This is a genomic window from Streptomyces sp. NPDC006458, from assembly GCF_040612135.1.
Classification (GTDB): Bacteria; Actinomycetota; Actinomycetes; order Streptomycetales; family Streptomycetaceae; genus Streptomyces.
In genome coordinates, this window is record NZ_JBEXPR010000010.1 from 207,650 (window position 1) to 220,146 (window position 12,497).

General features: G+C 74.0%; 12 protein-coding genes and 1 pseudogene. 6 read left to right on the plus strand and 7 right to left on the minus strand.

All coding sequences use genetic code 11. The annotated features are described in order from the left end of the window. Positions 1–48: 48 nt before the first annotated feature. Both ABZZ79_RS16245 and ABZZ79_RS16250 read left to right on the plus strand, forming a co-directional pair. Positions 49–897: a DeoR/GlpR family DNA-binding transcription regulator gene (locus tag ABZZ79_RS16245; protein WP_356689566.1), complete on the plus strand. Its 849-nt coding sequence runs from the start codon at positions 49–51 to the stop codon at positions 895–897. Between the two features lie 73 nt (positions 898–970). Beyond that, positions 971–1,441: an SRPBCC family protein gene (locus ABZZ79_RS16250; protein WP_356689567.1), complete on the plus strand. Its 471-nt coding sequence runs from the start codon at positions 971–973 to the stop codon at positions 1,439–1,441. Positions 1,442–1,500: 59 nt separating this feature from the next. Here the strand turns inward: ABZZ79_RS16250 and ABZZ79_RS16255 are convergent, their stop codons facing one another. Next, positions 1,501–2,625 (minus strand): PLP-dependent cysteine synthase family protein, encoded by a 1,125-nt coding sequence (locus tag ABZZ79_RS16255; RefSeq protein WP_356689568.1) that lies wholly within the window; start codon positions 2,623–2,625, stop codon positions 1,501–1,503. 351 nt (positions 2,626–2,976) lie between these two features. On the opposite strand from ABZZ79_RS16255, the gene ABZZ79_RS16260 reads away from it, so the two are divergent. After that, complete coding sequence (locus ABZZ79_RS16260) at positions 2,977–3,300, plus strand: hypothetical protein (protein ID WP_356689569.1); 324 nt, start codon at positions 2,977–2,979, stop codon at positions 3,298–3,300. Positions 3,301–3,510: 210 nt separating this feature from the next. Beyond that, positions 3,511–4,125, plus strand: coding sequence for an ATP-binding protein (locus tag ABZZ79_RS16265; protein ID WP_356689570.1), 615 nt, complete (start codon positions 3,511–3,513; stop codon positions 4,123–4,125). Between the two features lie 188 nt (positions 4,126–4,313). On the opposite strand, the gene ABZZ79_RS16270 is transcribed toward ABZZ79_RS16265, so the two are convergent. From ABZZ79_RS16270 to ABZZ79_RS16280, 3 genes are read right to left on the minus strand one after another with little or no spacing between them, the layout of a single operon-like run. Continuing rightward, positions 4,314–6,875, minus strand: coding sequence for an FtsX-like permease family protein (locus ABZZ79_RS16270; RefSeq protein ID WP_356689571.1), 2,562 nt, complete (start codon positions 6,873–6,875; stop codon positions 4,314–4,316). Next, on the minus strand, positions 6,872–7,621 hold the full coding sequence (locus ABZZ79_RS16275; protein WP_356689572.1) for an ABC transporter ATP-binding protein: 750 nt from the start codon (positions 7,619–7,621) through the stop codon (positions 6,872–6,874). Before ABZZ79_RS16275 ends, ABZZ79_RS16270 begins: the two co-directional genes overlap by 4 nt. Next, positions 7,618–7,905 (minus strand): SHOCT domain-containing protein, encoded by a 288-nt coding sequence (locus ABZZ79_RS16280; protein ID WP_356689573.1) that lies wholly within the window; start codon positions 7,903–7,905, stop codon positions 7,618–7,620. Before ABZZ79_RS16280 ends, ABZZ79_RS16275 begins: the two co-directional genes overlap by 4 nt. Positions 7,906–8,034: 129 nt before the next feature. Between ABZZ79_RS16280 and ABZZ79_RS16285 the strand changes: the two are divergent. Continuing rightward, positions 8,035–8,280 (plus strand): annotated as a pseudogene (locus ABZZ79_RS16285) (SDR family oxidoreductase); the annotation flags it as partial. Between the two features lie 37 nt (positions 8,281–8,317). Here ABZZ79_RS16285 and ABZZ79_RS16290 read toward each other — a convergent pair. Together ABZZ79_RS16290 and ABZZ79_RS16295 are read right to left on the minus strand one after the other, a co-directional pair. Further along, on the minus strand, positions 8,318–9,562 hold the full coding sequence (locus ABZZ79_RS16290; protein ID WP_356689574.1) for an ROK family protein: 1,245 nt from the start codon (positions 9,560–9,562) through the stop codon (positions 8,318–8,320). Positions 9,563–9,587: 25 nt separating this feature from the next. After that, on the minus strand, positions 9,588–10,250 hold the full coding sequence (locus ABZZ79_RS16295) for an alpha-ketoglutarate-dependent dioxygenase AlkB (protein WP_356689575.1): 663 nt from the start codon (positions 10,248–10,250) through the stop codon (positions 9,588–9,590). Positions 10,251–10,317: 67 nt separating this feature from the next. On the opposite strand from ABZZ79_RS16295, the gene ABZZ79_RS16300 reads away from it, so the two are divergent. After that, on the plus strand, positions 10,318–11,451 hold the full coding sequence (locus tag ABZZ79_RS16300) for a methyltransferase (protein ID WP_356689635.1): 1,134 nt from the start codon (positions 10,318–10,320) through the stop codon (positions 11,449–11,451). A gap of 161 nt (positions 11,452–11,612) precedes the next feature. Here the strand turns inward: ABZZ79_RS16300 and ABZZ79_RS16305 are convergent, their stop codons facing one another. Then, a complete protein-coding gene (locus ABZZ79_RS16305; RefSeq protein ID WP_356689576.1) occupies positions 11,613–12,479 on the minus strand; it encodes a ketose-bisphosphate aldolase in 867 nt (288 codons plus the stop codon). Between the last annotated feature and the right edge of the window lie 18 nt (positions 12,480–12,497).

Sequence of the window (12,497 nt, forward strand, 5' to 3'; positions counted from 1 at the left end):
CGGGTGCGAGGGCGGTGGACCGCAGTGGACGAAAGGACCGGAGCGTACGTGAGCGAGAATCAGAACCTCCTCGCGGAGCAGCGGCGCGCCCTGATTCTCGACGAGGTCCGGCGGCGGGGCGGGGTCCGGGTCAACGAGCTGACCCGCAAACTCGGCGTATCGGACATGACGGTCCGCCGCGACCTGGACGCGCTGGCGCGCCAGGGCGTGCTGGAGAAGGTGCACGGCGGCGCCGTCCCGGTGGTGGAGGCGAGCACCCACGAGCCCGGCTTCGAGGCCAAGTCGGGTCTGGAGCCGACGGCCAAGGAGGACATCGCGCGCGCCGCGGCCGCGCTGGTCGTGCCGGGCAGTGCCATCGCGCTCTCGGGCGGTACGACGACGTACGCGCTGGCGCAGCGGCTGGTGGACGTGCCCGATCTGACGGTCGTCACCAACTCGGTGCGGGTGGCGGACGTCTTCCACACGGCGCAGCGGTCCTCGGGACCGGTGCAGGGCGCGGCGGCGGTGGTGCTGACCGGCGGCGTGCGCACACCGTCGGACTCGCTGGTGGGCCCGGTGGCCGATCAGGCCATCTCCCGGCTGCACTTCGACGTGCTGTTCCTCGGTGTGCACGGCATATCGGTAGTGGCCGGTCTGTCCACGCCGAACCTCGCCGAGGCGGAGACCAACCGGCGGCTGGTGCAGGCGGCGCGGCGGGTCGTGGTGGTCGCCGACCACACCAAGTGGGGCACGGTGGGCCTGAGTTCGTTCGCCACGCTGGAAGAGGTCGACACTCTCGTGACGGACGCGGGACTGCCGGCCGAGGCGCGCGCGGAGATCTCCGAGCATCTGCCGAGCCTGGTGGTGGCGGGTGTGGACGAGAACGAGGCGAACGGGGCGAACGGGGCAGACGGCTGACGGCTGACGGCTGACGGTCACTCAGGTACCGTGAGGCGCTCGGCCGTCGCAAGTCGTCCGCGTCTGGGTTGGTATGGCTCGCCGTCTGCGTCCGGAGGAGCTCGGCTTCGTACGGGAAGCGCCCGTGAGATTGGTGTTCGCGCGCAACGTGGCGGCGGCACCGGAGCGGGTCTTCTCCGCACTCGCCGAGGATGTGCCTGGCTGGAGCGAGTGGTTCGGGGCGGTGACGCTCGCCCGGCCGGTGCGGGACGGGGGCGGGCGGGAGGTCCGGCTGCGCGGCGGGACCCGGTTCGAGGAGACCGTCCTCGTCGCCAAGGAGCCCGAGCTCTACGCCTACCGCGTGGACGTGACCAACGCGCCCGGCGCGCACGCGCTGGTCGAGGAGTGGCGGCTCGCGCCGGCCGGCACCGGCACGCGCGTGTGCTGGACCTTCGCCGCCGACGGAACGGCACCCTTCCGGCTCGGGTTGCGGCTGGCGCGCCCCGGGTTGGGCCGCGCCTTCAAGGACGCGGTGACGGCGCTGGACCGACGGCTCGCGGGCTGAGGCCGTTCGGGCAGACCTCCACGAAGGGGACGTAGACCCGACGCCATCGCCCACGCCCCTCAGTCCGGCCACACCCCGGTCTCCAGCAGCGTGTCGATCGCTTCGGCGTACGGCGCGATGTCCAGCCCCTGCGCGGTGAGCCACGCGTCGGAGTAGTACTTGTCGAGGTACCGGTCCCCCAGGTCGCACAGCAGCGTGACCACACTGCCCGCGCGTCCCGCGGCGACCATCTCGGCGACGATCTTCAGCGCGCTCCACAGCCCGGTGCCGGTGGAACCGCCCGCCTTGCGGCCGATGGCCCGCTCCAGGGCGCGCACGGCGGCGACGCTCGCCGCGTCCGGGACCTTCATCATGCGGTCGATGGCCCCGGGCACGAAACTCGGTTCCATGCGCGGGCGGCCGATGCCCTCGATGCGCGAGCCGCAGTCGCAGGTGACGTCCGGATCACCCGTGGTCCAGCCCTCGAAGAAGCAGGAGTTGTCCGGGTCGGCCACGCAGATGCGGGTGTCGTACTGCATGTAGTGGACGTAGCGGGCGAGGGTCGCCGAGGTGCCGCCGGTGCCGGCCGTGGCGACGATCCAGGCGGGCTCGGGGAAACGTTCCCGTTCGAGCTGGCGGAAGATGGACTCGGCGATGTTGTTGTTGCCGCGCCAGTCCGTGGCCCGTTCGGCGTAGGTGAACTGGTCCATGTAGTGGCCGCCGGTCTCCTCCGCGAGGCGGGCGGAGGCCTCGTACATCGTGCGCGAGTCGTCCACGAAGTGGCACCGGCCGCCGTGGAACTCGATCAGGCGGATCTTCTCGGCGCTGGTCGTGCGCGGCATGACCGCGACGAAGGGGACGCCGATCAGCTTCGCGAAGTAGGCCTCGGAGACGGCCGTGGAGCCGCTGGAGGCCTCGATGACCGGCCGGTCGGGGCGGATCCAGCCGTTGCACAGGCCGTAGAGGAAGAGCGAGCGGGCGAGCCGGTGCTTGAGGCTACCGGTCGGGTGGGTCGACTCGTCCTTGAGGTAGAGGTCGATGCCCCACTTCTCGGGCAGCGGGAAGCGCAGCAGGTGGGTGTCGGCGGAGCGGTTGGCGTCGGCCTGGACCTTGCGGACGGCTTCTTTCAGCCAGTCGCGGTAGCTCGCGTCGGTGCGGTCCACATCGAGGGTCACACCGGTCGGGGTCTGCTGGGTGGTGCTCACGGCCGTGCTCCTCACGCTGCGCGCAGGCCGGTGAATGCGGCCCGTGCTTCGAGCATAAGCACCTTCGCGCACGCTTCCCACCTGCATAAACCCATCTTTGGGCGACCCAAAGACGGGCTGAGGCACGGATGCGCGATGCGCATGGGGCGCATTCGGCCGAGTGCTCCCGCGCGCCCGCGCGAGCACGACGCGCACACTGGTGCACCGAGCCGGGTGCGGGCAGACTGCACCGCGCGGGGTACCCGCAGGGGTGTCACCCGGAGTGTCGACAGGGGATCACGGCACGCCACGCCGTCGGCCCGTACGGGCGTACGGCGGGACGCGCCACGCGCGACAAGGGGGCAAGGCGGCATGGCGGAGCCGGAGTTCACTGCCACGGGCGTGCGCATAGGGAAGGGTCTGCGTTCACTGACCCGGGCCGGGCAGGTCAGGATCAGCGGCGGCAGGCTGGAGTTGCTCACCAGCTACGGCAGCGAGATCGACAGCGCACCGGTGGCCTCGGTGCGGGCGTCGAAGCCGTGGTTCGGGTCCGAGGACCGGGCGGTCGCCGACCTGGACGGCAAGCGCTATGTGCTGACCCTGGGCGATCACGACCCCGCCCCGGGGGAGCCGGGTCCGCCGGCGGCGCGCCGGTTCGTTGAGGCCGTGCGCAGGGCTGCGGGGCGTAACCGCTGAGGCACGGCGAGTTGCGGCTCCGCACCCCTTGCGTCAGTCTGGTCTCACGTCACTCTGGGTTTACCGGCGACAACACTGCGAACCAGCCCGCCGGGCACGACAGCAGGCGGCCGTCTCGACTCGACCTGCTGGATCCGTACTCCGTGTTCTTCCGGACCTCAACGTCGGGGAGTCGCAGCCGTGATCAGTCACCCAAGCAGACATTGCACGGTGGAGCTGCAAGCTCTGCCCTCGCGGATCGGACAGGTCCGCAGAATCCTTTCTGCGCAATTGCGCTACTGGCATCTCGATCCGTTGATAGACCGGGCGGCGCTCGGTGTGACGGAGCTGCTCAGCAACGTCCACCGCCATGCCCAACCCGACAAGACGTGCACCGTGCGGATCGAGCTGCTGCTCGACCGGCTGACGGTCTCGGTGCGCGACCGCGATCCTCGTCTCCCCATGGTCGGCGACGCCGATCCGCTGGCGACCTGTGGGCGCGGGCTCGCGATGGTCGCCGCGGTCAGCGAGAGCTGGGGCGCGCGCCCGGACGGGGACGAGGGCAAGGTCGTGTGGTTCAGCCTGCCGACGCCCGCCGGCGCGACGGCGCGGGACGCGCGCCCGCCGCGCAGGGAGGCCGTGGAGGTATCCCTGGTCCGTACGGCGCCCGCACAGGAGCCCCCGGTCCGGTTCACCGAGGTCGCGACCGTCGGCCTGCCGGACGTGGAGCCGGTCGCCCTGCCGGCGGTCGAGCCCGTCGCCGTCCCGGAGGTCGAGCCCGTCGCCCTCGCGGCCGACGCGCTGCGGCCCGAACACGCTCCCGCCCGGTCCGCCGTTGCCGGCTGACCGGGCGGTGAGGGGGCCCACACGGCCCGCACGGCCCGCACGGCTCACGCGGCTCACGCGGCTCACGCGGCTCACGCGGCTCACGCGGCTCACGTGGGCCGCGCGGCCCACGGCGCGACGGTGCGGTGGCGTCGGCCGGGTGCGGCGCCCGTCGGCCGGCCGCCGCCCTCGGTGCGTTCCGCGCCGCGTCACTCCGTGGCGATGGCCCGAAGCACATCCAGCCGGGCCGCGCGGCGCGCCGGGCGAAGGCCCGCGAGGGCGCCCGCCGCCAGGCCCACCAGAGCCACCACGGCGAGCCGCTCGGGCGGCACCGCGAAGGCGAAGGCGCTGTCGCTCGCCCCGTCCGAGGCCTTGACCAGCACCCAGCCGAGGAACGCCCCGAGCGCCAGGCCGCCCGCCGTGCCGAACGCCGCGACCAGCACGGACTCCCAGCGGACCATGGCCCGCGACTGGGACCGCGTCTGGCCGACCGCCCGCAGCAGGCCCAGTTCCCGGGTCCGCTCGTGGATCGCGAGCGTCAGGGTGTTGGCGATGCCGAGCAGCGCGATGAGCACCGCGAGGGCGAGCAGCGCGTAGACGAGCGTGAGCATCATGTCTATACCGCCCGCCGAGGACTCGGCGTACTCCGCGCGGGTCTGCACCTCCGGGTTGCCGTACCGCTCGGCGACGTTCTCCACGGCCGCCTTGCCCTGGTCCGCCGCCACGCCGTCCTCGAACGAGACGGCGAGGAGGGTGTCGGAGTCCTGGGTGCGGTGCGGGGCCCAGGCGGCTCGCGTGACCACGTAGTCGCCCGCGAGTTCGGACTGTTCGTAGACCGCGCGGACGGTGAAGGCGCGCTGCCGGCCGTCGGTGAAGGCCAGGTGTGCGGTGTCCCCCACCGCCAGGTGCTGCCGGTCGGCCTCCTTCTCGGTGACGGCGATGCCGTCGGTGCCCAGACCCGCGAGGGAGCCCCGGACCTGGCCGAGATCGAAGGTGCGGGACAGCGCGACCGGGTCGGTGACGGTCAACGCGCGTCCCTTGCCCTCGACTTCGGCGACGCCCCGGCCCAGCCCGACGGCCGTGTCCACCTCGGGCAGCGCGGCGACGGCTCCGGCGAGCCGGGGGCTCAGGCCGCTGCCGCCCGCGCCGAAGGAGGGCGTGCTGACGGCGACGTCCCCGGCGAAGGAACGCGACACGGTCTGGTCCATGGTCGCCTTCAGCGAGGCCCCGAACACGGTGAACAGCGACACCACGGCCACGCCGATCATCAGCGCGCTCGCGGTCGCGGCCGTGCGCTTCGGGCTGCGCAGGGCGTTGCGCCGGGCGAGCGCTCCGGTGACGCCCCGCAGCCGGTCCAGGGGTCCGCCGAGGACTCGTACGGCCACTCCCGCGGCCACGGGGCCGAGGACGACGAAGGCGGCCAGCGCGAGGACCGCCCCGGTGCCCGCGAGCCACAGCGACGGCGAGAGCAGCACACCGGTGAGGGTCACGGCGAGCGCGAGGGCGAGCAGGGCGCCACCGGTGACGGCACGCGTGCGGGAGGCGCCGGAGGTGTCTACGGCGGTCGCCCGCAGGGCGGCCAGCGGCGCGGTGCGGCCGGCCCGCACGGCGGGCATCAGCGCGGAGGCCAGGCAGACCACGACGCCGACCGCGAGGGGCAGCACCATGGACACCGTGCTGATCACCAGGTCGCCCTCCGGAAAGGGGAAGCCGATCGCCGGGAACAGCGCCTGGAGCCCGGCCGCGATGCCGATGCCGCCCGCGAGGCCCGCGGCCGACGCGGTCACGGCGACGGCGCTCGCCTCGGCCAGGGTCGTGGCGGTGACCTGGCGGCGGGACGCGCCGAGCGCCCGCAGCAGGGCGTTCTCACGGGTGCGCTGGGCGACGACGATGGCGAAGGTGTTGTGGATCGAGAAGGTCGCCACGAGCAGCGCGACGCCGGAGAAGACCAGCAGGAAGGCGGTGAACAGGGTCAGGAACTGGCTGGAGATCATGTCGGTGTTCTCCTCGGCCGACTCCTGCCCGGTGAGGGCCTCGACGCCCCGGGGCAGTACCGGAGCCAGCCGCTCTACCAGTTCCCGCTGGCTCACTCCGGGCTCGGCGCGCACCAGGATCGACGACGCCTGACCGGGCCGGGCCGTGAGGTACTTCTCGGCGTCCGTCCGGGTCAGGCCGGTGAACGTCACCTGGGCCATGCCGTCCTCGCCGCCGAAGGTCGCGAGGCCCACGACGGTGACCCGGACCGGGTCGGGCGTCCGCAGGGTGGTGGTGTCGCCGATCTCCAGACCGCCCTTCCTCGCCGTCCCTCGGTTGACGACGACCTCGCCGGACCGCTCGGGCGCGCGGCCCTCGGCGAGCCGGTACGGGTTCAGCTCCGGGTCGGCGATCCAGTTGCCTGCGAGGGTGGGCGGGCCCTGGCCGCCGATCGGTTCGCCGTCGGAGCCGACGAGCTGGCCCGCGCCCTGGATGTCGGGCGCGGCGGCGGCGACGCCGGGCACGTCCTCGACGCGCTCGGTGAGCGCGGCGTCGACGGGCTGCCTCACTCCCTGGCTCTCGCCCGGCGTGGTGATGGCGTCGGCGCTGCGGACGACCGCGTCGGTGCCGGCTGTCGCGTTGCCGAACATGGAGTCGAAGCCGGCCCGCAGTGTGTCGCCCATGACCAGGGTTCCGGCCAGGAACGCCACGCCGAGCAGGACGGCGAGGAACGTACCGGCGAAGCGGCGCTTGTGGGCGCGCAGGGACGACACGCTCAGCCGCGCGGAGGCGTTCATGAGGGCACCTCGAAGGCTTTCATCCGGTCGAGGACCTTGTCGGCGGTCGGGTTCTCCATCCGGTCGACCAGCCGGCCGTCGGCCAGGAACACCACCTCGTCGGCGTGGGCGGCGGCGACGGGGTCGTGGGTGACCATGACGACCGTACGGTCCGTCCGGCGCACGGCCCGGCCCAGCAGCCCGAGCACCTCCTCGCCGGAGCGGGAGTCGAGGTTGCCGGTCGGTTCGTCGGCGAAGACCACGTCGGGGCGGCCGGCGAAGGCACGGGCCACGGCGACGCGCTGCTGCTGGCCGCCGGAGAGCTCGGCGGGCCGGTGGCGGAGCCGGTCGCGCAGGCCGACGACGTCGACCAGTGTGTCGATCCACTCCGCGTCGCCCCGGCGCCCGGCGAGGTCCAGCGGGAGAGTGATGTTCTCGGCCACGGTCAGGGTCGGCACCAGGTTGAACGCCTGGAAGACGAAGCCGACCCGGTCGCGGCGCAGCAGGGTCAGTCTGCGGTCGTCGAGGCCGCCGAGGTCGGTGTCGCCGATGAAGGCGGCGCCGGAGGTGAGCGTGTCCAGGCCGGCCGCGCAGTGCATCAGGGTGGACTTGCCGGAGCCGGAGGGCCCCATGATCGCGGTGAACCGGCCGGCCGCGAAGCCGACGCTCACTCCGTCCAGGGCCCTGACCTCGGTGTCGCCGCGGCCGTAGACCTTCACGGCGTCGACGACCCGGGCGGCCGTCCGGGTGGCGGTGGTGACCGTCATGCCGCACCGCCCTTGGTGGGGCCGAACTGCTCGTCCAGGACGGACAGCCGGCGCCAGTACTCGTCCTCGTCGATCTCGCCGGAGGCGAACCGGCGGCCGAGCACGGCGAGCGGTGAGTCGCCGGTCGGGCGGCGGTTGTCGGGCAGCCGCCACGGTCCCGGGCGGCCACGCCAGGCGGTACGGCGCAGCACGGTGACGACGGCGACCACGACGGCCGCCCAGATGACGGGGAAAAGCAGGATCCACGGCCCGGGGCCGCCGTCCCAGTGCGCGAGTGTCTGCATGTCGGTCCATCTCCCTCGGCGGGGTGTTCAGGTGATGCTCCGAGCCTCGCTCCGGGGAGGGGTCCGGGTCGTCGTACGGCCGGGGGCAGTGCGGGTACTTCCGGGGGAGTACGGGGCGGGTGGTGGCCCGCTCTCCCCGACATCCGCGACGGCGTGCGCATCAACGCCGTGAGCCCCGGCGCCTCCGACACCACCCTGTCCCTCAACCCCGGGGAGACCGAGGCGGAGCGCGCCGTACGGATGAAGGACCAGTCGCCGCTGGGCCGGGTCTCGGCGACCGAGGAGGTGGCCGCGGCGGTGCTGTACCTGGCGTCGGACGCGGCGGGGTCGGTGGTGGGGACGGACCTGGTGATCGACGGAGGGGCGGAGCTGTGACCGGCGGGGCCTGAGGGGGCGCCGCAGGCGCGGGCCGTCAGGCCGCGGTCAGCGCCCCCAGCGGGTCGTCCAGGACCGGCTGCCAGGCCAGTTCCGCCGCGCCGACCAGGCTGTTGTGGTCGAGGGAGCAGGCCAGGATGGGGACACCGCCGCTGCGGCCCCACAGACTGCGGTCGGCGACGACGGCCCGCAGCCGGTCGGGGTCGGTGTCGAGCAGGGTGCGGTGCAGTCCGCCGAGGATGATGCGGTCCGGGTTGAGGATGTTCACCAGCCCGGCGAGACCGAGGCCGAGCCGGTCGATGAGTGCCTCGGCGGCGTTGCGCACGGCCGGGTCGGCGTACTCCTGGCGGAGCAGGTCGTTGGCCTGCTTGAGCAGGGACACCTCCGGGCCGGGGGTGCGCCCGGCCGTGGTGAGCAGGGCCAGCGGGTCGGCCTCCACGTCGAGGCAGCCGCGGCCGCCGCAGTAGCAGGGGCGGCCCTCGGGGTTGACGGTGAGGTGGCCGACCTCCAGGGCGAGCCCGGCGCTGCCCGAGTGGAGCCGGCCGTCGAGGACCAGCGCGCCGCCGACCCCGCGGTGCCCGGTGGCCACGCACAGCAGGTCACGGGCGCCGCGCCCGGCTCCGTGCCGGTGTTCGGCGAGGGCGGCGAGGTTGACATCGTTGGCGGCGAAGGCGGGACCCTCGATGCCGGCCGCGCGCACGCGTTCGGCGAAGATCTCACGGACCGGCGCGCCCGGGGGCCAGGCGAGGTGCAGCGGGTTGAGGGCGAGACCCTCCGGTTCGGCGACGGCGGAGGGCACGGCGAGCCCGGCGCCGACGCAGCGCCGCCCCGTCTCGCGCAGCAGCCGGGCGCCCGCGTCGACGACCGAGCCGAGCACCTTGGCCGGGTCGGCGTCGATGGTCTCGGAGCCCGGCGCGGTGGCCACGATCCGCCCGCCGAGGCCCACCAGCGCGGCCCGGAACCCGTCCGAGTGCACCTGCGCGGCGAGTGCCACCGGGCCCTCCTCGGCGACCTCCAGCCGGTGCGAGGGACGGCCCTGGGAGCCCGCGGCGGCGGCGGGCCGGGCGTCGACGCGGATCAGGCCGAGTGCCTCCAGCTCGGCGGCGACCGCGCCCGCGGTGGCACGGGTCACGCCGAGTTCCGCGGTCAGGACGGCGCGGGTGGGTGCCCGGCCGGTGTGCACGAGCTCCAGTGCGGGCCCGAGCGCACCGCGCCCCCGGTCCAACCGCGCCCTTGAGGTGGTCCCTTCCCCCGTCGGCCGGGGGTCCGCGTCGCCGCTCATGAGGGCGAGTCTCCCATGATCCGCATCATCGAGCGGACGCCGGGAATCCGCTGACCCGCAGGGTCAGGTTGAGCCGTCCGGTCAGGCCGAGCCGGGCCGGCGCGGTACCCGGCAGCACGCGCGGGACGCCGTGGAAGGCGAGGCGGGACGGCCCGCCGAACACGAACAGGTCGCCGCTGCGCAGCTCGACGTCCGTCCAGGGCCGTGAGCGCGTCTCGGTGTTGCCGAACCGGAAGACACAGCTGTCGCCGAGGCTGAGCGACACCACGGGCGCGTCGGACTTCTCGTCGGCGTCGCGGTGCATGCCCATGCGGGCGTCGCCGTCGTAGAAGTTGACCAGCGCGATGTCGTACGCCGCCGTGGCCGCCTCGGCGCCCAGGGCGTCGGTCACCGCGCGGCGGCCCAGTTCACCGAGCCAGGCCGGGAAGGGCTTGACCGGCGTACCGTCGCCGTCGACGACCGTGCGGGCGTAGGCGTACGGGTACCAGTGCCAGCCGAGGCAGACCTGGCGGGCGGTCATGGTGCCGCCGCCGGGGGTGCGCACCGTGCGCAGGCCGGCGGGCGGGCGCGCCCACTCGCGGCAGGCGGCGAGCAGCTCGCGCTGCCGGTCCTCGTCGAGCCAGTCCGGCAGGTGCACCGCGCCCGGTGCCACCTCGGTACGGTCTCGCGGGAACAGCTCGGCTTCCATGCGCCCATCCTCCCCCACCTGTGCTGAGCTGCGGCTCGGCTAGCCTGGACGCACGATGAACGACCGTATGACGACGCCGTGGGGCGAGCTGACGCTGGCCCGCTTCCCCGAGGACCCGCGCGACCGGCTGCGCGCCTGGGACGCCTCCGACGAGTATCTGCTGCGACACCTGGCCGACTCCGGCGTCGATCTGTCCGGCACGGTCGTGGTGCTGGGCGACCGCTGGGGCGCGCTGGTGACGGCGCTGGCGGCGCACCGGCCGGTGCAGATCACCGACTCCTGGCTGGGGCAGGAGGCGAGCCGGGCGAATCTGGAGCGGGCCGGGGCGGAGCCGGGCACGGTCCAGCTGCGCACCACGCAGGACACACCGCCTGACCGGATCGATGTGCTGCTGGTGCGGGTGCCCAAGAGTCTGGCGCTGCTGGAGGACCAGTTGCATCGGCTGGCGCCCGCGGTGCACGAGGGCACGGTCGTCGTCGGCACCGGCATGGTCAAGGAGATCCACACCTCCACGCTCCAGCTCTTCGAGCGCGTCCTCGGGCCGACCCGGACCTCACTGGCCGAGAAGAAGGCGCGGCTGATCTTCTGCACGCCGGACGCGGCTCCGGAGCGGGCCGCCAGTCCGTGGCCGTACCGCTATGACCTGCCCGAGGGGATCGGACCCGTCTCGGGGCGCACGGTCGTCAATCACGCGGGGGTGTTCTGCGCCGACCGCCTGGACATCGGCACCCGCTTCTTCCTCGGGCACCTGCCGGTCACGCGCGGGGCGCGCCGGGTGGTGGACCTCGGCTGCGGCAACGGCGTCGTGGGAACAGCGGTGGCGCTGGCCAACCCCGAGGCCGAAGTGCTGTTCACCGACGAGTCGTTCCAGGCGGTGGCCTCCGCGGAGGCCACCTACCGGGCGAACGGGGTGCCGGGGCATGCCGAGTTCCGGGTCGGGGACGGGCTGGCCGGGGTCGCGGCCGGCGGTGTGGACCTGGTGCTCAACAACCCGCCCTTCCACTCCCATCAGGCGACATCGGACGCCACCGCGTGGCGGATGTTCACCGGCGCGCGACGGGTGCTGCGGCCGGGCGGCGAGCTGTGGGTGATCGGGAACCGGCATCTGGGCTATCACGTGAAGCTGCGGCGGGTGTTCGGCAACAGTGAACTCGTGGCCGGTGACCCGAAGTTCGTGGTGCTCAAGGCCGTGAAGCGGTAGCCGGGCCCGCTCGGAGCCGCCGTCGAGCGGTGAGCGGGCCGGTCCGCAGCCGCGGCCGGGCGGCGGCCGGGCGGCGGCCGGGCCGGTCGGAACATTCGTCAGGCGTCGCCGGACGGTCCGCAGCCGCGGCCGGGCGGGGCCCGGGCCGTCCGGAGCCTTCGTCAAGCCGTCGCCGGGCCCGACCGGAGCACCTCCACGATGCCGCTGACCGCGCGGGTCATGGCCTCGCGGCCCACGCTGAGGTAGGTGCGCGAGTCGACGGCCTCGGGGTGGGCGGCGAGGAACTCCCGTATGGCGCCGGTCATCGCGGCGTTGAGGGCCGTGCCGATGTTGACCTTGGTGATGCCGCCGGTGACGGCCGCGGACAGCTCGCCGTCGGGCACGCCCGAGGAGCCGTGCAGGACGAGCGGCACCTGAAGGGTGGACGACAGGTTCTTGAGCAGGCCGTGGTCGAGGGCGGCGGTGCGGGTGGTCATGGCGTGCACACTGCCGATGGCGACGGCGAGCGCGTCCACGCCGGAGTCGGCGACGAACGCCCGCGCCTGCGCCGGGTCGGTGCGGGCACCGGGGGCGTGGGCGTCCAGCGCGGGCCGGCCGGCCTTGCCGCGCACCTCGCCCAGCTCGGCCTCGATCCACAGGCCCTGGGCGTGCGCCCAGTCTGCGGCGGCCCGGGTGGCGGCGAGGTTCTCCGCGTACGGCAGCCGTGCGGCGTCGTACATCACCGAGCTGAACCCCGCCTCGGCGGCCTGCCGCAGCAGGGCGTCGCTCTGGACGTGGTCCAGGTGCAGGGCGACGGGTACGGCCGCCCGCTCGGCGGCGGCGACGGCGGCGCGGGCGAGCGGCAGCAGGCGGCCGTAGCGGTACTTCACGGCGTTCTCGCTGACCTGGAGCACGACCGGCGCGGCGACGCTCTCCGCGCCGGCGATGACGGCCTCGACGTGCTCCAGGGTGATGACGTTGAAGGCGGCGACGGCACGGCGTCCCGCGGCGGCGCGGGTGACGAGCTCACCGGTGGTGACGAGGGGCACGCGGGGCTCCCTGGGCGA

Excerpts from the sequence above, each read along its gene's own strand:
- ABZZ79_RS16250 (WP_356689567.1), top strand. The coding sequence starts at position 971 with ATGGCTCGCCGTCTGCGTCCGGAGGAGCTCGGCTTCGTACGGGAAGCG.
- ABZZ79_RS16260 (WP_356689569.1), top strand. The coding sequence starts at position 2,977 with ATGGCGGAGCCGGAGTTCACTGCCACGGGCGTGCGCATAGGGAAGGGT.
- ABZZ79_RS16270 (WP_356689571.1), bottom strand. The coding sequence starts at position 6,875 with ATGAACGCCTCCGCGCGGCTGAGCGTGTCGTCCCTGCGCGCCCACAAG.
- ABZZ79_RS16275 (WP_356689572.1), bottom strand. The coding sequence starts at position 7,621 with ATGACGGTCACCACCGCCACCCGGACGGCCGCCCGGGTCGTCGACGCC.
- ABZZ79_RS16280 (WP_356689573.1), bottom strand. The coding sequence starts at position 7,905 with ATGCAGACACTCGCGCACTGGGACGGCGGCCCCGGGCCGTGGATCCTG.
- ABZZ79_RS16290 (WP_356689574.1), bottom strand. The coding sequence starts at position 9,562 with ATGAGCGGCGACGCGGACCCCCGGCCGACGGGGGAAGGGACCACCTCA.
- ABZZ79_RS16295 (WP_356689575.1), bottom strand. The coding sequence starts at position 10,250 with ATGGAAGCCGAGCTGTTCCCGCGAGACCGTACCGAGGTGGCACCGGGC.
- ABZZ79_RS16300 (WP_356689635.1), top strand. The coding sequence starts at position 10,318 with ATGACGACGCCGTGGGGCGAGCTGACGCTGGCCCGCTTCCCCGAGGAC.